Genomic DNA, 25,514 nt, shown 5'->3' on the forward strand with positions numbered 1-25,514 from the left:
TTTACTGCTTCAATTTTGAATTCTTCAGGGTATCGTTTACTGCTCATAAGCACCTCGTTAATTAGCCATTTTATCTAACTAAAAGGTGTCTACAAAATCGGTGGCTATTCAGTCAAAGGGTGACGATCTTCATCTGCTAATTCATTAATATAGTTGTTATAACTCTCTTTAAACCTTAAATGAGGTTTTACCAACATAACGGTCATTTATTCATTACTCCCGATAAAATTGTTCTTTTTACAACCAAACTTAAACATAACATATTGTTATCAATAGCAACTCTTATTCTTCTCAACATCTTAAATGATTAGGTAAAAGTAAGCCCCCTCTATTCGCCCCCTCTGTAACTACAAAACGCCCTACACCATGTTTCAATGTACGTTTTAACCTACAAACTTTTAGGGATTTTGCGGATTGGCGACACCCTCCTTCTTTACTATTATGAACTCATGCAGGAACAGGATGTTCCGGAACACAAAACAACAATAATAGGTTCAAGCACCAGGAGCGTGAGATACGACAGGAGTCATATCTAGTACCCAAATACGAAAAAGCCCAACAGGATGTTGGGCTTTTTTTATTGCTGTTTAAAAATGATGTTTAGGCTAAACCTATAGAGGACTATGCGCCTGTTCTTGCTTTTTATGGCGTATCCAACGTACCGCTAAAATTACCGCAATCAGCACTACTACCGCGACAAGCGCAGGCACTAACATGGCTGAAACTGAAAGTAAGATTGCTCCAATCCACTCTCCTGTCGCAACGACAAAATTACCCAAGCCACCCGTAGTTGCAGTCGAAACACCGCGTGCAGCGACTGTACTCATTTGCACCACACCAGCCGTACCACCGCCCACAATAATCGCTGCCGCCCAACTGGCAAACTGAGACATTTCGCCACTACTAACCGCCATTGTCGCTAATGTACCCGCGATCATCGCCGCAGGAGTCGCGACTGTGTCTAAGGCATTATCGACCCAAGGAATGTAATAGGCTGCAATTTCACATACCGTTGCCACGCCCAAAGCCAAACACACCGATGGCAGAGCTAACCATTCAAATCCTTTCGATGGCTCAAACCATCCCATCATGGTGGCAATGCTCATGACCAGTAGCGGCACAAACACGCGAAAACCGCAGGCAGCGCTCAGCCCCACGCCAATACATAAACCCAATATTGTTTCCATAACGGTTTCCTTTTCATGCCCATCGCGGGTCTTGTTATGTAAGTCTTATTTTTAAACTAACAAAAAGCCCCATCGGGTGACAGGGCTTTTTGTTAAATGCGAACGCAAATATTATTTCATTCTTAACGTTTAAACTCAGTGCAATAGCATTTAGTGCAAGGTGGTAAAGGGTCTGTGTTAATTTCTAAAAACACTCTATGTCCGCACTGAGCACAGAAATAGAAGCCTGTTCCGGGTTTTTCGCCAGCTGTTACCATGATTACATTCCTATAATCGTATATATATTAAACAGGAATATAACCCACTTAAAGTGAATGTCAATTGTCCATTTCGCCCGATGATGATGGCATAAATGCAAAAAATGTTATTTGTACGATTTATCTTACATAGATTTAGGGATTTAGCGGATTGGCTGTCTCCTGCTTTTTTTCTAATATGAACTCATACAGGAACAGGATGTTCCGGAACATAAAACAACAATAATAGGTTCATGCATCAGGATCGTGAGATACGACAGGAGTCATATCTAGCAACCAAATACAAAAAAGCCCGACAGGATGTCGGGCTTTTTTTATACGATAAATCACTTTAAAGAAAATACATTCGAATCAAATTTGCCGCAATAAGCATAAGAATAATAGCTGTTAAACCTGTCAACAAATTGAGTAGTACTTTAGCGATATTTGATAAGTTTGCTTTATAGATCTTAACATTTATACCATAGGCACTTGCTCCAAGAGCTCCACCAATAGCACCTCCAACCAACATAAGTACGAGTGGCCAGCCACATAATAGATGAGCTTTAACTGGTAACTTCCTCTCAGCTTGATTATCTAATTTATTTGTTGTTTCCAATTTTTGATCCTTTTTTATATGGATATTTATCTAAAAAAATCTATTTTAAATGCAATTTTTATGAGGCTATCAACTCTTTTTACACAATGTATAGTAAAAAACCCCATCATCAAGATAGGGCTCTTTAGAATAATTTTCAATCAGTTGTAGACTAAAAATTAAGCCACTTGGCCTTCTAAAAAGTCTTGCGCAAAACGCTGTAATACACCGCCCGCTTCATATACAGAAACTTCTTCTTCTGTATCTAAACGGCAAGTCACAGGCACTTCAAGAATCTCTTCTTTACCATCCGCTGTGGCACGTTCAATCACTAAAGTTAAAGTCGAACGCGGCGCAATATTACCAATCACACTATAAAGCTCTGTACCATCTAGTTTTAACGTCTTGCGGTTTACGCCCGGTTTAAACTCAAGTGGTAACACGCCCATACCCACCAAGTTAGTACGGTGAATACGCTCAAAACCTTCAGCCACAATCGCTTCAACACCTGCAAGGCGTACACCTTTTGCAGCCCAGTCACGGCTTGAACCCTGACCGTAGTCAGCACCCGCAATAATAATTAACGGCTGCTTACGGTTCATGTAGGTTTCAATCGCTTCCCACATACGCATCACTTCGCCTTCTGGCTCTACACGCGCTTTTGAACCTTGCTTAATGGTACCGTCTGATCGAACCACCATTTCGTTATAGAGTTTCGGGTTGGCAAATGTTGCACGTTGTGCAGTCAAGTGGTCACCACGGTGCGTTGCGTATGAGTTGAAGTCTTCTTCTGGTACGCCCATTTTATGAAGGTATTCACCCGCAGCCGAGTCCATCAAAATCGCGTTTGAAGGCGACAAGTGGTCGGTAGTGATGTTGTCACCCAAAATCGCAAGCGGACGCATATTCGCCAAAGTACGTGGTGCAGCCAACGCCCCTTCCCAATATGGTGGACGGCGGATGTAAGTACTTTGCGGACGCCAGTCGTAAAGTGGGCTTTTCGCTTGCTCAACTTCACCTAAGTCAAACATTGGAATGTAGACTTTACGGAACTGTTCAGGCTTCACGGCTTCTTTAACTAAGGCATCAATTTCAGCATCAGACGGCCAGATGTCTTTGAGGTAAATCGGGTTACCTTCTTTGTCATGACCTAACGCATCTTTTTCGATGTCAAAACGAATCGTACCTGCAATTGCATATGCCACAACAAGCGGTGGAGATGCCAAGAATGCTTGTTTTGCATAAGGATGGATACGGCCATCGAAGTTACGGTTACCAGAGAGTACTGCTGTTGCGTACAAGTCACGGTCAATAATTTCTTGTTGAATGACTGGATCTAACGCACCCGACATACCATTACAAGTCGTACAAGCGTAAGCCACAATACCAAAACCAAGTTGTTCTAAGTCTTTTAGAACACCCGCTTCTTCAAGGTAAAGTGCAGCCGCTTTTGAACCCGGTGCAAATGATGATTTCACCCAAGGTTTACGAACTAAACCAAGTTCATTTGCCTTACGTGCCAACAAACCTGCCGCCACAGTGTTACGTGGGTTAGAAGTATTGGTACACGAAGTAATTGCGGCAATAATGATTGCGCCATCTGGCATTAAGCCATCAGAACGGTTTTCAACAACACCTGCAATGCCTTTTTCTTTTAGGTCCGCAGTTGAAACACGTGCATGTGGGTTTGATGGGCCAGCAATATTACGTGTGACTGTCGATAGGTCAAAACGAAGTACACGTGGGTACTCTGCTTTGGTCATGTCAGCTGCCCATAGGCCGATTTCTTTTGCGTACTGTTCAACCAATGCCACTTGAGCATCTTCACGGCCTGTGAGGCGTAAGTAGTCGATTGTGTTTTGGTCGATGTAGAACATCGCAGCCGTAGCGCCATATTCTGGAGTCATGTTCGAAATGGTTGCACGGTCGCCCACAGACATACTGTCAGCGCCTTCACCAAAGAACTCAAGGTAAGCACCAACCACGCGCTCTTTACGCAAGAACTCAGTCAGAGCAAGTACGATATCTGTTGCTGTAATGCCTGCCTGACGCTGACCTACAAACTCAACACCAATAATGTCTGGCAGACGCATCCAAGATGCACGGCCCAACATTACATTTTCAGCTTCTAAACCACCCACACCCACAGAAATTACGCCCAAAGCGTCTGTATGTGGTGTATGTGAGTCTGTACCGACGCAAGTGTCTGGGAATGCTACGCCATCACGCGCCTGAATCACCGGAGACATTTTCTCTAGGTTAATCTGGTGCATAATGCCGTTCCCCGCAGGGATTACATCGACATTTTTAAATGCTGTTTTAGTCCACTCAATAAAGTGGAAACGGTCTTCGTTACGACGGTCTTCAACAGCACGGTTTTTTGCAAAAGCGTCTGGGTCAGCACCACCGTATTCCACTGCTAAAGAGTGGTCGACAATCAGTTGTGTTGGCACAACTGGGTTAACTTTAGATGGGTCACCGCCTTTGTCTGCAATTGCATCACGTAAGCCTGCAAGGTCAACCAATGCAGTTTGACCCAAAATGTCATGACACACCACGCGCGCAGGGTACCAAGGAAAGTCCAAGTCCTGACGGCGTTCAATCAACTGCGTTAAATAGGCAGTTAAGTTCTCGGCATCGGCACGGCGTACCAATTGCTCTGCAAGTACTTTAGATGTGTAAGGCAGTTTTTCGTATGCGCCTGGCTGAATATCTTCAACGGCTTGACGCACGTCGTAATATTCAAGCTGGGTTCCTGCCAGCGGTTTACGGTATTTTGTGTTCATTAACCACGCTCCGCCAATGGTTTAAATTCGAGGTTTTCAGGGCCTGTGTAGTTCGCGCTTGGACGAATGATTTTGCCGTCTTGACGTTGTTCAATCACGTGCGCTGACCAGCCTGCTGTACGTGCAATTACGAATAACGGTGTAAACATTGCAGTTGGAACACCCATTAAGTGATAGCTCACCGCACTGAACCAGTCGAGGTTCGGGAACATGTTTTTCACTTCTTTCATCACTGCTTCTAAACGCTCAGCGATGAGGTACATTTTGGTGTTCTCTTGTGCTTCTGCTAAGTCGTGCGCAACTTTCTTGATCACTTCGTTACGTGGGTCAGAAACTGTATATACAGGGTGACCAAAACCGATCACAACTTCTTTATTTTCAACACGTTTACGGATGTCAGCTTCTGCTTCGTCTGCGTTGTCGTAACGCTGTTGAATCACGAATGCAACTTCGTTTGCACCACCGTGCTTAGGTCCGCGAAGTGCACCAATACCGCCTGTAATTGCTGAGTACATGTCTGAACCTGTACCTGCAACTACACGTGACGTAAATGTCGATGCGTTAAACTCGTGCTCAGCATACAAAATAAGCGATGTATGCATTGCTTGAATCCATTCTTCAGATGGTTTTTCGCCATGAAGTAAATGTAAGAAATGCGCTGCAATTGAGTCGTCATCTGTTTCAACTTCAATACGACGACCGTTGTTGCTGAAGTGATACCAATAAAGCAGCATTGAACCTAAGCTTGCCATTAATTTGTCAGCAATGTCTTTTGCGCCCGCTTCGTTATGGTCTTCATGTTCTGGCGTTAAGCAACCTAGAACTGAAACACCTGTACGCATCACATCCATTGGGTGTGCAGACGGTGGTAATTGCTCAAGTGCAGTTTTAAGTGCTGCAGGTAAGCCACGAAGTGCTTTTAATTTTGCTTTATACGCTTTGAGTTCAGCTTTGTTTGGTAATTTGCCATGTACGAGCAAGTGAGCAACTTCTTCAAACTGGCTACCTGCTGCAAGGTCAAGAATGTCATAGCCACGATAGTGCAAGTCGTTACCGCTACGTCCTACGGTACACAGTGCTGTGTTGCCTGCAACTTGTCCGCTAAGTGCAACTGATTTTTTTGGTTTGAAGCCTGTTGTTGTTTCATTTGAGCTCATAGAATCATCCTTTATATCAACCAGAATTTGTTGTTTGTTCAATTTTTACTTGGGTAAAAACGCGACAGCTTCTTGCCGAGTTCTCATCCAATTTTTGGATTAACCTGCCGTTCGCCTTACTTTTCACGGATGAAAAGTAAGCAAAAATCCTTGTTGGTCTGACGATATATCCCTATATCGCAGTCCAACGTAGCGGCATCCATGCCGCCCTCACGATAGCCAAGACCATCGCTTCCCCTTCTTTTAAAAGAGGGCTTGTTTATTTCTTTTTAGCAAATGCGTTGTCTAAGTAGTCTTCAAACGCGTAGTAGTTAATGCGTTCATATAGCTCTTTACGCGTTTGCATAATATCAACCACGTTCTTTTGCGTGCCTTCTTTACGCAAGGTTTCATACACAGTTTCGGCTGCTTTGTTCATAGCACGGAAAGCAGAAAGCGGATAAAGCGCAAGGCTTACATCGGCAGATGCTAACTCTTCAGTAGTAAACAGTGGTGTAGAACCAAACTCGGTAATGTTTGCCAAAATTGGTGCGCCAGTCTTCTGAGCAAATTGCTTGTACATATCAAGCTCGGTAATTGCTTCAGGGAACAACATGTCTGCACCCGCTTCAATGTAGGCACCCGCACGGTCAATGGCAGCTTGTAAGCCATCTACAGCCAATGCATCGGTACGCGCCATAATCACGAAGCTGTCATCACCACGCGCATCGACCGCTGCTTTAATACGGTCAACCATTTCTTCTTGAGTCACAATGGCTTTGTTCGGACGGTGACCACAACGTTTTGCGCCCACTTGGTCTTCAATATGCATTGCCGCAGCACCAAACTTGATCAGTGCTTTTGTAGTTCGAGCAATGTTAAATGCAGAAGCACCAAAGCCTGTGTCAGCATCGACTAATAATGGAAGATCACATACATCGGTAATACGGCGTACGTCTGTCAACACATCATCAAGGTTACTGATTCCCAAATCAGGTAAGCCTAAAGAACCAGCGGCTACACCACCACCTGATAAGTAAATCGCTCTATAACCTGCACGTTTTGCCAAAAGTGCATGATTGGCATTGATGGTTCCAACCACTTGTAATGGCTTTTCTTGGGCTACTGCATCGCGAAATAGCTGACCTGCGGATTGTTTAGCCATTGTTATGTTCTCCTTGTGCTTGTAGCAGTGTTTGCTCAATAATTTTGTAAGAAGCATTGATATGTCGATGCATGAGCAGCTCGGCAAGTTCACCATCGCCTTCTGCAATTGCATCTAAAATACGGATATGTTCGTCCCAAGCTTTGCTCGGTCGATCGGGTGTGTTTGAAAACTGAATTCGGTACATACGGATGAGGTGATAAAGCTCATCACATAGCATTTTTTCTAGGGTTTTATTGCCACTACTTTTGATAATGCAGTAGTGAAAATCGTCCTGCCCTTCTTGCAAGTAATATCCCTTACCTGCTTTAAAGTTTTCATCTTCAGCATGCATACGCAAAACATCACGTAGCGCCAAGATTTGCTTTTTATCAATATGCTGTGCCGCAAGTTTGCAAGCCAAACCTTCTAATGACGCACGAATCTGGTAAAGCTCTTTAAACTGTTGCAGTGAAAGCGAAACCACGCGCGCGCCCACATGTGCAGTGCGCTCAACCAAACGTTGACCTTCGAGGCGATGAATCGCTTCACGCAAAGGCCCACGGCTAATACCATAAGTCCGCGCCAGTTCAGGCTCAGAAATTTTGCTACCTGCCGGAATTTGACCCAAAACAATCGCCGTCTGTATTTGTTTAAATACATTCTCGGTCAGTGTTCTTCCCTGACTTTGTAGTGGCTCTGGTGCGAAGGTCAAATCTTGCATATTGTCGACAATTTTTAATCAATTATGAGTTTTATAGCGGTATGAATGAAAAAAATCAAGGTGATTGTTGACACTTCACAGAACGCATCAGGTCAATTTTTATAGCCTCACCGCTTATATCACCTTATATTTAAAGCATTAAACCACTTGCCAATTAGTATTTATAAAACAGTTATTTAATATTATTTTACCTATAGATTTATGGCACTTTTTTAGCTACTTTTCGACCTCTAATCTTTTGTTTCAAACTTTAGTCTACAACCAATGTATTACAGCAAGATTGTAGACAATCTGCTTGAATGAAAGCATGAGTTAGAAATTAGTTTCTATTTACCGTAATTTCTTTTAAATCTTTTTATCATTTTCATCCAAAAAATATCGATATTAGTGAAATTATCAGGTGCTTCACGGTAGCTTTATTGATACATTATTGAGCATCGACATAGTTGTAGCGTATTTTTCGAGACAGAAAAAACCCAGCACTATGCATATTGTTGAATGAAAGGACTTTTTTGATGTTTCAACATATCCCCCCATACGCAGGCGATCCAATTCTCTCTTTAATGGAACAGTTCAATGCTGATACTCGTTCTGAAAAAGTAAACTTGAGTATTGGTCTTTATTATAACGAAGACAGCATTGTTCCTCAGTTAGAGACCATTATTGAAGCGCAAAAGCGTATCGAGCCTAAAAACGGTAAAACCAAACTTTATTTGCCAATGGAAGGCTTCAAACCTTACCGTGAAGCAATTCAAGCACTTTTATTCGGTGCAAACAGCCCAGCAGTTAAAGCTGGCCGTGCTGTAACCATCCAAACACTTGGTGGTTCAGGTGCATTGAAAGTTGGTGCGGATTTCTTAAAAACTTATTTCCCAAATTCAGACGTTTGGGTAAGCCAACCAACTTGGGACAACCACGTTGCGATTTTCAATGGCGCTGGTATCAAAACTCATTTCTACCCATATTTCGATGCAGAAACGCGCGGTGTAGATTTTGACGGTATGTTGTCTACACTTAAAACTTTGCCTGAGCAAAGCATTGTGTTATTGCACCCATGCTGCCACAACCCAACTGGTGCTGACTTAAACCCAGCGCAATGGGACCAAGTGATTGCAGTATTAAAAGACCGTAACCTTATTCCATTCCTAGACATCGCTTACCAAGGTTTTGGTGACGGTATGGAAGAAGATGCGTATGCAATCCGTGCTTTAGACCAAGCAGGTCTAAACTTCATTGTGAGCAACTCGTTCTCTAAAATCTTCTCTTTATATGGCGAGCGCGTTGGCGGCTTAACTTTCGTATGTGACGATGCAGAAGCTGCTCAGTGCACATTCGGTCAGTTGAAAGCGACTGTACGCCGTATTTACTCTAGCCCTCCTACAACAGGTGCTTGGTTAGTTGACGAAGTGTTAAATGACGCTGCACTTAACCAACAATGGCAAGGCGAAGTGAAAGAGATGCGTGAGCGTATTATTAAAATGCGTAGCATCTTGAAAGATGAACTTACTAAAGCATTACCAGACCGTGACTTTAGCTACCTTGTAAACCAAAAAGGTATGTTCAGCTACACAGGTTTAACTGCTGAGCAAGTGGATATCTTGCGTGAAGAATATGCAATCTACTTAGTACGTAGTGGCCGTATTTGTGTAGCAGGTTTAAACATGAACAATGTTTACACTGTTGCTAAAGCAGTTGCAGAAGTGCTTGCTAAATCAGTAGAAGCAGCATAAATCATCTATTAAAAAAGGCGCTTCGGCGCCTTTTTTTATGTCTCGATATTAAGATTTAGCTTTGCCCCAATATTTCAGTTTTGAGGTATGACCAATCCCTACATTAAAACTATTGGTTGGGTCGAGTTTTTGATAGAAATTGGCTAAAGCAGGTTTAGCAATGTAGAGATGCCCGACATTATGCTCTGCCGGATATTCAGCACGGCGCGCATCAAGTAATTTCCACATTTGATGTTCCATTTCTAATGGGTCATGACCCTTTTTAAGAATATAGTCCTGATGGAACACATGACAAAAGAAATGTCCATAATAGAGTTTATGGAGGATTTTATTTTCCATCTCGGCCGGCAGTTGCTCTACCCACTCACGGTCATTACGACGTAAAGCAATATCAAGCGCCACAATATCTTCAACTTCACTACGGTGCGTATCGCGATAACGAATTGCAGCTCCTGCAATCGCAAAACGGTGTAAGAAGGCCTTTCGCCCTTCTTCTTCGCTGCATACGAAATAACCGCCTGACTGGTGCACTGCAAAATATTCTTTTAAAAACTGCTCAGTCTGTGCTTTTGAATTATTTTCGACACGTAAAACTAAATGGTGCTCATAACGGTCTCGATACTCGGTCATACGCTTAGGCAAATGACTTGGTAAAAAGAAGGTAATCGCCTGTAAAATCTGGTCTGTTAAACCTTTAATTTTAAATTTTTCTAAAAAGCCATCGACTTTATCTTTCATCGCAAAGGCTTTTGGAACATTGGCTGTGCCAAACTTTTCAATAAATAAAAACGTGTCTTTTCCATACTTTTCACCAATCAAGTAAGCATCTCGATGAATATATTCGCCTGCAATTGGCAAGCTTGGCAGTGAGGTCAGTAAGTAACGACGAATCGCTGTTAAGTCATCGGCATCATTAGTACCAATATAAAAAACATTGCTCTCTACTTTTTCATAAGTATCAAGACGTACCGCAAACACACAGACTTTACCTGCCGAACCCGAAGCCTCAAACAAACGTGACGGGTCTGCATTAAAACGTGCAGGTGTATCTTCATCAACTTGCGTTACATCATGCGCATAGCGATGGTCGGACGCCTGCTTTTCGCCATCATCTAAAATATCTAAGGCTTGGTATTGCTGTTTCTCTAAACGAGTCAAAATTTCTTCAGGAGTCGAGCCTAAATTCACACCTAAATGGTTCACCAGTTCTAATTGACCAGCAGCATTCACCTGAGCATATAACGCCAGTTCAGTATACGCAGGACCACGGCGTACCAAGGCACCACCAGAGTTATTACACACCCCACCAAGTACCGATGCACCTATACAAGATGAACCAATTACTGAATGTGGCTCACGGTCATAGCCTTTTAAAATTTGCTCTAAATTATCTAAGGTCGCACCCGGCAAACAAATCACTTGCTTACCGTCATGAATGACCTGAATGCCCTTTAATCGGCGCGTACTCATCACCAAAACAGGACGGTCATAATCATCGCCATATGGGGTTGAACCACCAGTGAGTCCTGTATTGGCCGCCTGCATAATCACAATACAGTCTGCCTCAATTGCAGCCTGCAACACTTGCCATTGCTCTAGCAAGGTCCCCGGCACCACCACAGCAAGCACTTTCCCCTCACCAAAACGACGACCTTGGCGGTACTGACGCGTACTTTGATCATCGGTCAAAACATAAGAACGCCCTACAATATTCTGTAAACGTTCGATCACTGCTTGAGGAGAAAATGTTTGCATGATGGTTTCCTTTTGGTCATCCATTTATCAAATTAGACCAACACGACGGGATCTTACCGTTTGTAATTTATAATTTAATTAGCTCATTCCCTAATGTGAATCAGCCCTGTATTTACTATCGTGGTTGGCGGCATGGATGCCGCCGTTTCGATGCGGTAGCAAGGACGTACCGTCATCGAAACTAAAGTTTTTGGTTACTTTTTTAAAAAAGTAACGTCAATTAGCTACTTACATTGAACTTTTTCCGATAAGACTCCGTCGTGCCAATATCATCAAAGTTAATACGGAAATGTTAGAACTTCATCGCCTGTACTAAACAATCCGCATTAATATCCGAAATCGACTTAGCACCCGTTAAGGTCATCGCAACACGTATTTCTTTATCGATCAAATCAAGTAAGTTCGAGACCCCTTGTCCACCTGCTGCTGCCAAGGCATAAACAAACGCACGGCCAAGTAAAACCGTATCTGCACCGAGTGCCAACATACGCACCACATCCAGGCCATTACGAATGCCTGAGTCAGCCAAAATCGCTAAATCACCTTTGACGGCATCGGCAATTGCAGGCAATGCACGAGCAGACGACATCACACCATCTAACTGACGACCACCGTGATTTGATACCACAATCCCATCTGCACCAAAACGCACGGCATCTTTGGCATCTTCAGGGTCTAAAATACCCTTAATCACCATTGGCCCATCCCAAAATTCACGAATCCACTCAAGGTCTTTCCATGAAATGGATGGGTCGAAGTTCGAGCCTAACCAGCCAATATAGTCTTCAAGCCCAGTCGGTTTACCTAAATATTTAGAGATATTACCCAAGTCATGCGGACGCCCCATTAAGCCGACATTCCACGACCAATGTGGATGGAACATAGACTGCATATAACGGCGCATCGCAGCATTTGGTCCACTCATCCCCGAATGGGCATCACGGTAACGTGCACCTGGCACAGGCATATCTACAGTAAACACAAGTGTTGAACAGCCAGCTGCTTTTGCTCGTTCCAAAGCATTACGCATAAAACCACGGTCACGTAATACATAAAGCTGGAACCACATTGGGCGGTTAATCGCAGGTGCAACTTCTTCAATCGGACATACCGAAACCGTTGAAAGCGTAAATGGAATACCTTTTTTATCGGCTGCCATCGCGGCCTGCACTTCACCACGGCGTGCATACATACCTGTTAAACCCACAGGAGCTAATGCAACCGGCATAGACAAAGTTTCGTTAAACAGTTTTGTCTCTAAACTTAACGCTGACATGTCGTTGAGCACACGTTGACGCAATGCAATTTCTGACAAATCTTGTACGTTACGCTTTAAGGTATATTCCGAATACGCTCCACCATCAATGTAGTGAAATAAAAATGGAGGTAAGCGACGTTGTGCCGCAGCACGATAATCATTGCCAGAAGAAATAATCATTTTGAATCAACTCTATTTAAACGATTTGCACGTTTCTGGCGAGCTTCATCTTCATCCAGAGAACGCACATGATTAATCACAAATTCAATATGACCGCAGACAGCTTGGCGTGCGGCTTCGGGATCTTTACGATCAATAGCATCCATCACCTGAAAATGCTGCTCGCTGAGCAAGTCACCATTGACCGGATCGTTATAAACTTTCTTACGTCCTAACAAGACGTTGTATTGCAGCAAATCAAACAGGCTACGCATCATTTGAATCAGCACCACATTATGAGATGCTTCAGCAATCGCTAAGTGGAATTCAGCATCGGCCACCGCAGCCTGTGCTGAGTCACCCGCATTTTGATGGCGACTAATTTCATTAAAATAATGATGGATTTTGGCGCGATCTTCAGGCGTTGAGCGTAATGCGGCATACCAAGCTGTGCCACCCTCAAGCAATAACCGCGCCTCTTGCACATCAAAACGGTACAGCGGATCTTCTTCAATCAGGTTACTAATCGGGTTCACAATCAGTTGCTGTGGCCACTGTTCAGGTAACTGCTGAATATAAGTCCCATCGCCACGGCGGCTACTGAGCACCCCTTGACTATTGAGCTGTTGAATTGCTTCACGCAAAGACGGACGAGAAACTCCTAAACTAGTTGCAAGCTGGCGTTCGGCAGGCAAACGGTCACCTTTTTTCATGTGACGCTCTTCAATTAATGCCTGCAATTTCATGACCACTTGATCGGAGATTCTCATCGCGTTTCCTTCACTGGAGTTATGGAATCATCCACGGAACCAGATAAGCCTGAACCGTAATAATGATGCCAACAAAGACAGTGAATATGATGCTATGTTTTACCGTGAAACGGAACAAGTCAGATTCTTTTCCAACTAAGCCTACTGCTGCACACGCAATCGCAATTGACTGTGGAGAAATCATCTTACCTGTCACACCACCACTGGTATTAGCAGCTACCAATAACACTTCCGGAATACCAATTTGCTGAGCCGTAGTCGCCTGTAGAGCCGAGAACAAAGCGTTTGAAGAGGTATCTGAACCCGTAAGGAATACACCAAGCCAGCCCAAAAATGGTGAGAAGAAAGTAAACGCATGACCCGTATGCGATAGAGCCAAAGCCAAAGTTGCAGATAAACCTGAATAGTTCGCAATAAAAGCAAAAGCCAACACCATACCAATTGAATAAATCGGTGTTTTTAACTCATTGAGTGTTTCACCAAAGGTTGTAACTGCCTCACTTGCTTTCATTTTCAAGAAAATAGCAGTGATGATTGCGGCAATAAAAATTGCAGTACCTGTTGCAGAGAACCAGTCAAACTTATAAATCGCTTCGTATGGCTTCATCTCTGCCACAATTGGCGGCATTTTTTCGACCAATTTATGCAAATACGGCACTTCAAGTTTAAAAATCCAGTGCTCAAGAGCGCCATCTTTTGCAAATAATGCTTTAAATGGCTTAATACTCCAGATGGTGACCATCACCGTTAAGATGGCAAATGGAGACCATGCCTTCACAATTTTGCCAATGCTATAACGTTGAACCGTAGTAGGTTGTTGAGTTAAAGTTTGACCCGCCTCAGGTTCAAAACGGAAAATATGTTTGGGTTTCCAAACACGGAACAGTAAAGTTAAGCTCACCAATGATGCAATTGCTGCAGTAATGTCTGGTAACTCTGGACCAATGAAGTTAGATGTAAGATATTGGGCAATCGCAAAAGCACCACCACCGACTAACACCGCAGGCCAAGTTTCTTTAACACCACGCCAGCCATCCATAATCGCCATGATCCAGAACAGCACAATAATGACTAAAAATGGCAACTGACGACCCACCATCTGGCTAATTTCCATGGTGTCTACACCAGAAACCTGCCCCGCTACAATAATTGGAATACCCATTGCACCGAATGCCACTGGCGCCGTATTTACAATTAAACATAAACCAGCAGCATAAAGTGGTTTAAACCCTAAACCGACAAGGAGTGCAGCGGTAATTGCTACAGGAGCACCAAAACCCGCCGCCCCTTCAAGGAAAGTACCAAATGCAAAACCAACTAATAGCATTTGCAAACGTTGGTCTTCGGTAATTGACAAAATGCTTGACCGAATAATCTCAAACTGGCCTGTTTTTACCGAAATTTTGTATAGAAAAACTGCCCCGATAATGATCCATGAAATTGGCCATAGACCGTAGAAGAAACCGTAAATGATTGACGCAAAGGCCATTTGGCCCGGCATTTGATAGAAAAAGAGCGCAATCAATAATGCAATAATGACTGTGCCCGTACCCGCGATACTGCCTTTTAAACGAAAAACTGCTAATGCTAAAAAGAAGAAAATAATCGGGATTAATGCAACCGCACTGGACAGCCAAATATTATTTAAAGGGTCATAAAGTTGTTGCCACATATTGAGCATTGTCATCTCCTTGAAATGCCGGGGCGAATTTTTGTACCTTAAATTCTTAAACATTCAACACAATTGGTATGACCAATTAAAAATTAAGTGCAAATGTTGTTCCTTAAACCACAGGAGACATCATAAATGCAGATATTAGCAAGATCAATCATTAAATAGTCACCATAATTGGTAAGACCAATAGTACTAAGTAAAATCAAGCTCTTTCTAATTTAGAAATTTTCTTATTAGACTAAAGTCTTAAAAATACTTTCTTATAAACTTAAATATGACTTACAGAAATGAAGTGAAAAATTTGAATATAAAAACTATAAACATACCTGTTTCATGATCTATGTATAATGTGCACACAACTCAAACCACTTGTATTGAATTGAATAATGACTACTTTAACGTGTTTTAAAGCTTATGATATCCGAGGTAAACTCGGCACCGAATTGAATGAAGAAATCGCCTATAAAATTGGCCGCGCATATGGACAAATCTATAAACCAAAGACCGTGGTTGTAGGTTGTGATGTTCGTCTAAGCAGTGAATCTTTAAAACAAGCGACCATCCGCGGTTTAAATGATGCGGGTGTGAATGTGCTTGATTTAGGCATGACAGGAACTGAAGAAGTCTATTTCGCCGCTTTCCATTTAGATGTACAAGGTGGTATTGAAGTAACTGCGAGTCATAACCCAATGGACTATAACGGTATGAAATTGGTTCGAGAAAATGCTCGTCCAATTAGTGCTGATACCGGTTTAAAAGAAATTCAGGCTTTAGCAGAAACCAATAACTTTGAAGAAGTTAGTCAAAAAGGTACAACGCAAAGTTATAACATTTTACCTGAGTTCGTTGATCACTTAATCACCTACATTGAACCTGTAAAAATCCGCCCCCTTAAATTGGTGGTAAACGCAGGTAATGGGGCTGCGGGTCATGTCATTGATGCCATTGAAGAAAAATTTAAAACGCTTAACGTACCTATTGAATTTATTAAAATTCACCATGAAGCAGATGGTACTTTCCCAAATGGGATTCCCAACCCAATTTTAATTGAAAACCGTGACAGTACCCGTAATGCTGTAATTGAGCATAAAGCAGATATGGGAATTGCCTGGGACGGCGACTTTGACCGCTGCTTCTTATTTGATGAAAAAGGTCAGTTCATTGAAGGCTACTATATTGTTGGTCTATTGGCTCAAGCTTTCTTGATTAAGCAATCAGGCGAGAAAATTGTGCATGACCCGCGTTTAGTGTGGAACACATTTGATATCGTAGATGAATACAAAGGTGTCGCTGTACAGTCAAAATCTGGTCATGCGTTCATTAAAGATGTGATGCGTGAACACAATGCGGTATATGGCGGCGAAATGAGTGCCCATCACTATTTCCGTGACTTTGCTTACTGCGACAGCGGTATGATTCCTTGGTTACTCACTATTGCCCTACTTTCTGAAACAGGACAATCACTTTCAACCTTAGTTGAAAACATGATTACCAAGTTCCCTTGCAGTGGTGAAATCAACTTTAAAGTAGCTGATACACAGATCACTATTCAAAAGATTTTTGATTTTTATGCCGATCAAAATCCACAAATTGACCGTACCGATGGTGTAAGCCTCGACTTTGGCGCATGGCGTTTTAACGTCCGTGCTTCAAATACTGAACCATTATTACGTCTCAATATTGAAAGTCGTGCAGACCGTCAAGCTCAGCCAATGCAGCGTTATGTAGATGAGTTGACTAGGTTGATTCAGTCTTAGTTTAAGTCATACAAATAGAATAGGAGGACACTATAGTCCTCCTATTTTTTATCACTTCTAAAACATCCCATAAGTAAGATTAGTGCCATCCAATACATCATGATTCAGGTGCTTATACTATTTTTGATCAACCACAGTACAGCCACGAAAAAGGCTTCTCGTCATATCGAGAAGCCTTTTTAAATAGGTTAGAATATTGATATATCATTTATTATAATAACCCAATATTCATCTTTATTATTTATTCGCTTTTCCCTAACAAAATTTTCAACAAACCACGTGTCGAGGCATCAAATGCTGATAAATCACTTTGCTTACGATTTAAAATTGGTAAAAGCTGATCAGCAATTTGCTTCCCTTTTTCAACTCCCCATTGATCGAATGGGTTAATGTTCCATATCACTGACTGAACAAATACTTTATGTTCATACAGAGCAATGAGCATACCTAAGCTATAAGGGTTAAGCTCTTGAAGTAACAATGTTGAGCTTGGCTGATTACCTTCATACTGTTTGTAAATTGGCAAAGTTTCTAACTCAGCAGTATTCAGCGCCTGATTACCAAATGCAAGTAATCTCGACTGAGCCAAACAGTTGGATAAAGCTAAATGATGCTGCTCAACCAATGCTTCAGCACTATCAGCATAGGTAAAATGGTCTGCATTATATCGGTGGATTGGAGCAATAAAATCACAAGTTACCGAGAATGATCCTTGGTGTAATAACTGGTAAAATGCGTGCTGTGCATTTGGACCAACTTCACCCCAAACAATAGGACATGTATCTAATTCAACTTTTTGACCATCACGTTGTACTGATTTACCGTTAGACTCCATTTCAAGCTGCTGTAAATAAGCAGCAAAATATTTCAAACGGCCATCGTAAGGTAAAACTGCATGAGTTTGCATATTTAAGAAATTATTATTCCAGATCCCCAATAATGCCATTAGAACTGGTATATTCCGCTCAAATGGTGCTTGTTGGAAATGTTCATCAACAGCGTGAGCACCAGCTAAAAGCTGTTTAAAACCATCTACACCGATCAATAAAGCAATTGGTAACCCAATACAAGACCATAGTGAGTAACGCCCTCCTACCCAGTCCCACAGCAATAACTGGTTTTCAGGAGCAATTCCCCATTCGGTCATTTTATTAGCTTTGGTCGATACTCCAATAAAATGACTCTTCAATACACGAGTACATTCCCCTAATGCTTTTTCTAACCACTGACGAGCTGTATGTGCATTTGATAACGTGTCAATCGTACCAAATGACTTAGAGGAAATAATAAATAATGTTGTTTCTGGGCGTAGTCTATGTAGCTTTTCAGAAAGCTGACTACCATCCATTGTTGAAACAAAATGTACATTTAAAGGCTTTTCTGTTTGCACTTTAAAGTCAGACAATGCATGAGTTACCATAAGTGGCCCCAAGTCGGACCCACCTACTCCAATATTTACTACATCCTGAATAACTTCACCAGTTGCACCACGATATTGTCCAGCATGGATTTTTTCAACCAATGCATACATTCGTTCAAGCTGTAAATGAACTTGTTTGGTCAGTTCAGGAAACTGTGCATGTCCCTCTGGTAAACGTAATGCCCAATGCATCGCTGCACGTTGCTCTGTACAGTTTACTTTTTCTTGTGAAAATAAACGTTCAATCCATGGTTTTAATTGCTTGGCATTAGCCAAAGTCACCAACTGATCTAAAACAGTTTGATTTACACGATGTTTACTATAATCAAAAAGAAGTTGATCAAAATGAACGGAATACTTCTGAAAACGTTCTGGCTCCGCAGCAAACAACTCATTTAAGTGAAGATGTTCATACTGTTTCCCTAATGACTTTAACTGTGACATAAGCATTGAGCTTGGCAGCTTTTCTTTTGGGAATTGCTCTATATTTTTACTCATAAACGACCTACTCCTTCATATGCAAAACCTCGGGCCTTGACATATGCAGGGTCATAAATATTACGCCCATCCAAAATGAGTGGATGTTTCATGTTTTGTTGTAACCGTTTAAAATCTGGCCCCCAATATTGCTTCCATGCCGTCACCAAACAAAGCGCATGAGCGCCATTAACTGCATCATATTGATCAGCGCATAATATTAAATCATCACGTTTGCCATATTTTTTTTCAATTTCATTTAACGCTAGTGGGTCATGTAAACGCACTCTTACCCCCTGCGCCCACAATGCCGTTAACAAGACATGAATTGGCGAATTATGTGTACTGGAGGTATTTTCCTTAAAGGCCGCCCCCCAAATTGCAACGGTTTTTCCATTTAAATCACAATGATAATAATTCCATAATTTACGGAATAAAATTTCTTTTTGTTGCTCATTAATTTCCCAAACCTGTTCTAACAATCGACTTTTTATCCCAGTTTTTGATACAGTACTCGATAAAGTCAGAATATCATGAGAAAAGTTTTCGCCACCAAACCCCGCACCAGCGGATAAATACGCTGCACCAATACGTGTATCTGCTGCAATACCATGTTTAACATTGGCAATATCAATACCCAATTTTTCCGCAACTACAGCCAAGTCATTCATATAACTAACGCGCGTTGCCAACATGCCCGAAATGCTCAGCTTGGTAAACTCCGCGTCTAGTATTGGCATAAAAAGATATTGATAACTAAAACGGAAAAACGGTCGTAATAATTCGCGCATAATATCGCATGCATATTCAGTTTCTGCGCCAACGATTACATGTTTTACATTAAGGACACTATTGATAGCATTGCCTTCCTGGATTACATCAGGAAAATACACCCACTCATCTTTTGGTAAATACTGTTTAAGTTTTTGGGTTCCTTGTAAGCCAAAAGTTGAACCATTAATCATTAAACGAGGATGAATAATTGGACGCTGGCTAAGTTTTTCTACTGTATTTAAAGCAAGCTGCAATTGCGTTGGACTATAACAGAATAAATAAACTTCAGCGTCTAACGGAATTGCTGAAAAAGAACATTCTTCTAAAAAACCAGCTTGGCGTTGTTTATCTAAATAGGAATTTACTTCTTTATCTTGAAACGTCAAGATACAAGCTTGTTCCTCACAGGCAGGGCTGGTACACCAAAATACCTGATTACCATACTCAGCCAACAATGCTGCCATTACTCCGGCATGTAAAGTTGCACCAAAAACCGCAATTTTCATTTTATACCTACAATCTCTTATTGTTCTAACTCAGCAATCATCGTTTTAAATGCTTGTCCTAATTGCGGGTGTTCAACCCCATAGTGCAACACAGCCTTTAAATAGCCTAACTTACTACCACAGTCAAAAGTTTGACCTTGCATACAATAAGCTTCTACATGGTCTGTTTGCTGTAATAAAGCAATCGCATCAGTCAATTGAATTTCATTGCCAGCACCTTTAGGGGTTTGTTCTAAAAGTTGCATAATTTTTGCGGGTAAAATATAGCGTCCAACTACTGATAAATTTGACGGTGCGGTGCCTATAGCAGGCTTTTCTACAATGCCTTGCATGACGATACTTTCACCAGCAGCAGGTGAATGTGACACATCGACGATACCATACTGATCAACCAAATGTTCTGGCACAGCTTCAACCATAATTTGGGCAGCATGTACTGTTTCGTAACGCTCTATCATACGAGCCAAATCATTTTTTTCAGATTTATTTTTAACCAACACATCAGGTAAAAGTACAGCAAAATCATTATCACCTACTATACTCTTAGCACAGAGTACCGCATGCCCTAAGCCTAAAGGCTTTGGTTGACGTACACTCACAATACTGACATCTTTAGGTAAAATATCAGTAATTTCTTTAAGCAAATCATATTTTTGTTTTTGTTCTAATGTTGTTTCCAATTCAAAGTCATGGTCAAAATAATCTTCAATAGCAACCTTCGCAGAATGAGTCACAAAAATAATTTGCTTTATACCTGCTTCAACTGCCTCACGTACCACATACTCAATGGCAGGGCGGTCAACAACTGTAACCATTTCTTTGGGAATCGATTTACTCGCTGGTAAAAAACGGGTACCTAAACCCGCAACTGGCAAAACTGCTTTTTTAATCATTGAACTGTTACCAACTATTATTTAAAAACTTAATTATCTCGGGAACCAGTGAAACGACTTGCGCCCACTGCTTGATCCGGTGCGTTAATTCCTTCTTTTTTCAGCATGACTTCTGCTGTTTTAAACATAATTTTAAAATCGAGCCAAAGATTTTGTGTATTCACATACTGCACATCTAGATCGAACTTTTCTTCCCAACTCAAATTATTACGTCCACTTACCTGTGCTAGACCAGTCATACCCGGTCGAACTTCATGACGACGCATCTGCTCTGGTGTGTAATATTCCAAAAAATCTGGCAACTGGGGACGTGGTCCTACAATGCTCATATCGCCTTTAAGCACATTAATCAGCTGAGGCATTTCATCGAGTGTAGTAGAACGTAACTTTTGCCCAAAAGGGGTAATCCGCTCTTCATCTGGTAAAATATTACCTTCTTGATCAACCGCATCCTTCATAGAGCGAAATTTAATCATTTTAAATAATTTACCATCTTTGCCCGGACGTTCTTGTAAGAAAAAGACAGGGGAACCTAAGTTTTTCCTAACTTTATAAATTACAATCAAAAAAACAGGCATTAGAAGAATTAAGGCAGATAGGGCAATAATGATATCTACAAGCCTTTTTAACATCTGAATATACCTACAAATTTCATTTTAAATGCTTCATTATTTAGAAAATTGATTTAAACATTTTGCGTTAAGCCTACTACGCCCCATATCATAAATCCATCCCCATTTATTGAAGTATTGTATCGCGCTTTTTAAGTGTGCTTTAAGTAATTGTTTGTTTTTATATGATGCTTGTTCGTGAACATGCACTACTTGTGCTAATGGATAGTACACTGTACCAAATTGGTCAGCACAACGACGAGATATATCCACATCTTCCATATACATAAAGAAACGTTCATCAAAACCATTAATTGCTAAAAGTTTTGCCGCATCGAATAACATAAAGCAGCCTGAAAGATAAGGCACAAAATATGGCTGATTAAGTGAATAATCTTTTAACAAATATTGTTGATCAAGCTTTTTGGCAAAAGATGGGGAAAAGCGACGGGCAAACAGGTTCAAGGGAGTTGGTATTAACCGCGCACCATGTTGGTCTTCACCAGTATCATAGACAATTTTTGGTAAAAACAAACCTTCAGGTCGGCTTTGAGCAAAGTCTAGCAATTGGGCAAATTGCTCAGCATCAAAGTAAATATCTGGGTTACAAATGAGAAAATAATCGCTTTTTGGCGCATATTTACGGATGGCAATATTATGTCCATAACCAAAACCAAAGTTACCTTCTGATTTTTCATAAACAACTTTAGGATGTTGAAATGTTGCAGCCCAGTTACTTGAATGGTTATCTACCAAAATAACTTTTTCAATGCTTGGAGTGGCAAATAAACTGTCGAGTGTTGCTTTTAACTCTGCATAGCTATGTTTATATAAAACGATCGAAGCAATGACTTTAGACATCTTTATTTTGTCCCATAAGCAACCCGTCCTTTAACCCTCTAAAATATGATTTAATATATTGCCATTTGTTTTTTTCAAAACAGATTAGAATAATCTGATGTACACCATTAAAGAGCATTTCTCGAACTACTAACATAGACGGCACATGTGGTTCACGCATCATAAAAAAAGCATTTCGCACCCGAAAATATCGTCTAAATGCAGAATGAACCGGAACATTAAAAAATTTTAGATTTAATACATTATCTCCAATTGTATGGCGCATAACAGCCTGGGCAGAAACAAAGTTCTTATAGCCTAAATACTCAGCCCGTAAACACCACTCTGTATCAACATAATCAATAAAGTAATAATCACGCATTAAGCCAACAACTTTGAGCGTTTCTACTGAAATTAAAGAACCAGATGAAATGAGTAAGGTAGAATGCAAGGGCTTCGTAATTTGAGATACATCATGCTTTTCTCTAAAACCACTTTTAGTCACACTAATAGTTTTATAGTAAAAATTATAACGGTCATCAATAAACCGTGGACCAATTGCACCAACTTTCTCACCTTGCCCCTGCAAGTATTGATAGTCTGAATATAAGGCCTGGACATAGCCATCGGGAATAGAGCTGTCTTGATCAAAGAATAAAATATAATCAGCACCATTTTCTATTGCAAATTCAATACCTTTATTTTGTGCTGTAGCAATACCATAGTTTTTTTCAAGAAATATACTTTTAGCTTCATGAATATTTTTGAGTTGGGCTGAGTCTACATTTGTAGAACAGTTATCTACAATACAAGGAATCACAGACTGACTTGACAACTGCTTAACTAATTTTTTTACATTCTCCAAAGACGGGTTAAATGTAACAATTATCGCCCAAACGTTAGATAAGCTAGACATTAAATAATACTCTAATAAAATTAATATTCACAACAGGTGGTGAAGATAGGAAATATGTATTAAAGAAATATGGAATCAATACAAAAAATGAAACTAATTTATATATTGAGGCATAAGGAGAATTATAAATCAAACCTAAAGCCAACAAACAGAAAAATAATGAAATATCTGCATATCTGATCGCAATACTAGGATATGTAGATCCGACTATAAAATATAAAACTAATAACATTAAAGAAATAAATGCCATTATAATATTAATATTATTATACTTCTTATCAATATAACAAATAAAAATAACGAAAAGACTACTTAAAAAAATATATAAATTTTTAAAAGAATATGGATTAAAAATTTCACTATAACTATCTACATTATAAACTTCGTAGTTAGATCGAACAATTAATTGACTAAATATATAGACCACCAAACTAGACAATGAAAAGGCCAATATCTTTCTATTAGAAAAGAAATAAAATATAAAATATAAAACTATAACAATTGATGTCCCATAATGACATAATAAGGCCATTAAACAGAACAGAGCCTTAATCCATAACTTATCAACAATAATAAAGGCATATACTAATAAAGATATAGCTAATCCCATACGTATTTGAGTCATTTCCCAAATTGGAAAGAAGACAACTAGATACATAAAAAGCATATATAAAAATGACAAAAATGATTTCTTATAAAAAAAATCATAAAATGCTCTAATTTTTAGTAATAGACCAAAAAAAGCAAAAAAACCAAGCATCCAAATAAAGCCATTATTAATATAATGAAATATATTTGAAGCTATTTTAAAAACAGGTTCAACATTTTGATGCCCATATGAATAATAATCTAGATATGTATAATAATCACTATCAACATTTGGCCCTCTATTTGCAACCACAATTGAAAGCAATAAAATACCTATTGCAATAAAAAAGAAAAAGAAATTTCTTTTCTTTAGAATAAGACCATTCATAACTCACACCAATATTAATATTTCATTTCTTCATATCATTATATTTTCTCTAACCAATATAATCAGGAAAAAATATATCTTAAAAAAACAAAAAATTTACTTAAGCTTAGACAATAAAATTCCTATTTGGCTCTTCCATAGAAATCTGTCAGAGAATTTAACTATATTTTGACGGTTAAAATCACTTTCACCAAGCCATTGTATAATTTCAGGAATATCAATTATATCTTCACTTGCTGGAACCTTATAAACGAATGCACTTTCCTCAAGGTCATCATCAATTTCTGAAAAAATAACTGGCAGACCTTTCGCAATATATTCTCTATTCTTCAAGGAATTCAAATAATAAATATTACTTCTATGGCGCCCTAAACTTCCTACACCAATATGGCTCATAGCATATATAGCTTTTAACTCATCCCCACTTTTATGCCCATGAAAAGTTACTTTATCTTTTAAGCCATATTCATCCACCATATTCTGAAGAGATGATGAAACTTCATTTTCTCCTCCCACGATATGGAAATGCAGATTAGTTCCATTATAATTTTTTAATGCGAGGATAAAACGGTCTATCCCATGCCAAAAGCTAATCGAAGATACACTAATAAAATGAATTACATCTCTACTTGGTTCTTCAAAATATATTTGCTCTGAAGCATCAATACCATTAGATATTTTTATACAATCAATACCATATATTTTTTTATCACTCGAAAATGTAACTATTTTATCTATATATTTTCTTAAACTTTTTGTTACCAGTAAGTTTTCTATCCAAAACCCTACCTTTGCCCTTGAAGTTAATAATTCACCATAATATGGATAAGTTGGTAATTCCAAGATAATATATTTAAATTTTGGACGGATTTTCTTGAGAAAAGATAAAAAATATGGAGTGAAATAGAACTTCCTAATATAAAGTATTTCATATTCAGGTTGAGTAGATAGATATCTCTCAACACTTTGAAGTATTTCTTTAGTTCTTTTAAAAACTCCTTCTTCTGTAAGAAAGAATTTTTGCGCATGAATTGTATATTCTGTATTAGAACATCCAGCTAACTCTGTAACATAACCATTTTGCTCAAAAGCTTTCACTTGGGCATTAATTTTCTTGGCCAATCCATCACTAGGATTAGCCAAGTCAACAGTATTAGTTAAGAAAAATAATTTCTTCATTCTTGCC

Annotated in this window: 21 protein-coding genes and 2 pseudogenes; 3 read left to right on the top strand and 20 right to left on the bottom strand. The window is 40.0% G+C overall.

Annotation, left to right across the window (positions count from 1 at the left end; all coding sequences use genetic code 11):
- Positions 1 to 110: 110 nt before the first annotated feature.
- The 8 genes and pseudogenes from WBW42_RS16210 to WBW42_RS16245 all read right to left on the bottom strand — a co-directional run.
- Positions 111 to 206 (bottom strand): annotated as a pseudogene (locus WBW42_RS16210) (GNAT family N-acetyltransferase); the annotation flags it as partial.
- A gap of 405 nt (positions 207 to 611) precedes the next feature.
- Complete coding sequence (locus tag WBW42_RS16215; RefSeq protein WP_032070578.1) at positions 612 to 1,187, bottom strand: DUF4126 domain-containing protein; 576 nt, start codon at positions 1,185 to 1,187, stop codon at positions 612 to 614.
- A 122-nt stretch (positions 1,188 to 1,309) separates the two neighbouring features.
- Complete coding sequence (locus WBW42_RS16220; RefSeq protein ID WP_080777074.1) at positions 1,310 to 1,444, bottom strand: zinc ribbon-containing protein; 135 nt, start codon at positions 1,442 to 1,444, stop codon at positions 1,310 to 1,312.
- A gap of 331 nt (positions 1,445 to 1,775) precedes the next feature.
- Positions 1,776 to 2,042 (bottom strand): hypothetical protein, encoded by a 267-nt coding sequence (locus WBW42_RS16225; protein WP_005071845.1) that lies wholly within the window; start codon positions 2,040 to 2,042, stop codon positions 1,776 to 1,778.
- 158 nt (positions 2,043 to 2,200) lie between these two features.
- Complete coding sequence (acnD, locus tag WBW42_RS16230) at positions 2,201 to 4,807, bottom strand: Fe/S-dependent 2-methylisocitrate dehydratase AcnD (RefSeq protein ID WP_032070577.1); 2,607 nt, start codon at positions 4,805 to 4,807, stop codon at positions 2,201 to 2,203.
- A complete protein-coding gene (gene prpC, locus WBW42_RS16235) occupies positions 4,807 to 5,964 on the bottom strand; it encodes a bifunctional 2-methylcitrate synthase/citrate synthase (RefSeq protein WP_004795430.1) in 1,158 nt (385 codons plus the stop codon). Before prpC ends, acnD begins: the two co-directional genes overlap by 1 nt.
- Positions 5,965 to 6,223: 259 nt before the next feature.
- Positions 6,224 to 7,108 carry a methylisocitrate lyase gene (prpB, locus tag WBW42_RS16240; protein ID WP_002120750.1) on the bottom strand — a complete coding sequence of 295 codons (885 nt, stop codon included), beginning with the start codon at positions 7,106 to 7,108 and terminating at the stop codon, positions 6,224 to 6,226.
- Positions 7,101 to 7,811, bottom strand: a complete 711-nt coding sequence (locus WBW42_RS16245) for a GntR family transcriptional regulator (RefSeq protein ID WP_001153627.1) — start codon at positions 7,809 to 7,811, stop codon at positions 7,101 to 7,103. Before WBW42_RS16245 ends, prpB begins: the two co-directional genes overlap by 8 nt.
- 45 nt (positions 7,812 to 7,856) lie before the next feature.
- Between WBW42_RS16245 and WBW42_RS16250 the strand changes: the two are divergent.
- Positions 7,857 to 7,991 (top strand): annotated as a pseudogene (locus WBW42_RS16250) (hypothetical protein).
- A 335-nt stretch (positions 7,992 to 8,326) separates the two neighbouring features.
- Positions 8,327 to 9,541 carry an amino acid aminotransferase gene (locus WBW42_RS16255; protein WP_002120735.1) on the top strand — a complete coding sequence of 405 codons (1,215 nt, stop codon included), beginning with the start codon at positions 8,327 to 8,329 and terminating at the stop codon, positions 9,539 to 9,541.
- A gap of 48 nt (positions 9,542 to 9,589) precedes the next feature.
- Here WBW42_RS16255 and dld read toward each other — a convergent pair whose 3' ends face one another.
- From dld to lldP, 4 genes are all read right to left on the bottom strand, one after another.
- Positions 9,590 to 11,296, bottom strand: coding sequence for a D-lactate dehydrogenase (gene dld, locus WBW42_RS16260; RefSeq protein ID WP_032070576.1), 1,707 nt, complete (start codon positions 11,294 to 11,296; stop codon positions 9,590 to 9,592).
- Between the two features lie 292 nt (positions 11,297 to 11,588).
- Positions 11,589 to 12,734: an FMN-dependent L-lactate dehydrogenase LldD gene (gene lldD, locus WBW42_RS16265; protein WP_045126663.1), complete on the bottom strand. Its 1,146-nt coding sequence runs from the start codon at positions 12,732 to 12,734 to the stop codon at positions 11,589 to 11,591.
- Positions 12,731 to 13,483, bottom strand: coding sequence for a transcriptional regulator LldR (gene lldR, locus WBW42_RS16270; protein ID WP_002120807.1), 753 nt, complete (start codon positions 13,481 to 13,483; stop codon positions 12,731 to 12,733). Before lldR ends, lldD begins: the two co-directional genes overlap by 4 nt.
- A 19-nt stretch (positions 13,484 to 13,502) precedes the next feature.
- Positions 13,503 to 15,170 (bottom strand): L-lactate permease, encoded by a 1,668-nt coding sequence (gene lldP / locus WBW42_RS16275; protein WP_170815249.1) that lies wholly within the window; start codon positions 15,168 to 15,170, stop codon positions 13,503 to 13,505.
- Positions 15,171 to 15,544: 374 nt separating this feature from the next.
- Between lldP and WBW42_RS16280 the strand changes: the two genes are divergently transcribed.
- Positions 15,545 to 16,915 carry a phosphohexomutase domain-containing protein gene (locus tag WBW42_RS16280; protein ID WP_016802479.1) on the top strand — a complete coding sequence of 457 codons (1,371 nt, stop codon included), beginning with the start codon at positions 15,545 to 15,547 and terminating at the stop codon, positions 16,913 to 16,915.
- 241 nt (positions 16,916 to 17,156) lie between these two features.
- Here the strand turns inward: WBW42_RS16280 and pgi are convergent, their stop codons facing one another.
- From pgi to WBW42_RS16320, 8 genes are all read right to left on the bottom strand, one after another.
- Positions 17,157 to 18,833: a glucose-6-phosphate isomerase gene (gene pgi / locus WBW42_RS16285; RefSeq protein ID WP_002120828.1), complete on the bottom strand. Its 1,677-nt coding sequence runs from the start codon at positions 18,831 to 18,833 to the stop codon at positions 17,157 to 17,159.
- On the bottom strand, positions 18,830 to 20,092 hold the full coding sequence (locus WBW42_RS16290; RefSeq protein WP_002120822.1) for a nucleotide sugar dehydrogenase: 1,263 nt from the start codon (positions 20,090 to 20,092) through the stop codon (positions 18,830 to 18,832). Before WBW42_RS16290 ends, pgi begins: the two co-directional genes overlap by 4 nt.
- 17 nt (positions 20,093 to 20,109) lie before the next feature.
- Positions 20,110 to 20,985, bottom strand: coding sequence for a UTP--glucose-1-phosphate uridylyltransferase GalU (gene galU / locus WBW42_RS16295; RefSeq protein WP_005079612.1), 876 nt, complete (start codon positions 20,983 to 20,985; stop codon positions 20,110 to 20,112).
- Positions 20,986 to 21,014: 29 nt separating this feature from the next.
- The gene (locus WBW42_RS16300; protein WP_002120766.1) at positions 21,015 to 21,617 is read right to left on the bottom strand and encodes a sugar transferase; all 603 of its coding nucleotides are present in this window, start codon (positions 21,615 to 21,617) and stop codon (positions 21,015 to 21,017) included.
- Between the two features lie 36 nt (positions 21,618 to 21,653).
- The gene (locus tag WBW42_RS16305) at positions 21,654 to 22,457 is read right to left on the bottom strand and encodes a glycosyltransferase (RefSeq protein WP_032025572.1); all 804 of its coding nucleotides are present in this window, start codon (positions 22,455 to 22,457) and stop codon (positions 21,654 to 21,656) included.
- Positions 22,450 to 23,352, bottom strand: coding sequence for a glycosyltransferase family 2 protein (locus WBW42_RS16310; RefSeq protein WP_032070573.1), 903 nt, complete (start codon positions 23,350 to 23,352; stop codon positions 22,450 to 22,452). The genes WBW42_RS16305 and WBW42_RS16310 overlap by 8 nt, the downstream gene beginning before the upstream one ends.
- A complete protein-coding gene (locus WBW42_RS16315) occupies positions 23,345 to 24,328 on the bottom strand; it encodes an EpsG family protein (protein ID WP_017400312.1) in 984 nt (327 codons plus the stop codon). The genes WBW42_RS16310 and WBW42_RS16315 overlap by 8 nt, the downstream gene beginning before the upstream one ends.
- Before the next feature lie 96 nt (positions 24,329 to 24,424).
- A complete protein-coding gene (locus tag WBW42_RS16320) occupies positions 24,425 to 25,507 on the bottom strand; it encodes a glycosyltransferase (protein ID WP_002120759.1) in 1,083 nt (360 codons plus the stop codon).
- Positions 25,508 to 25,514 lie beyond the last annotated feature (7 nt).

Source organism: Acinetobacter sp. LT1 (assembly GCF_059800965.1).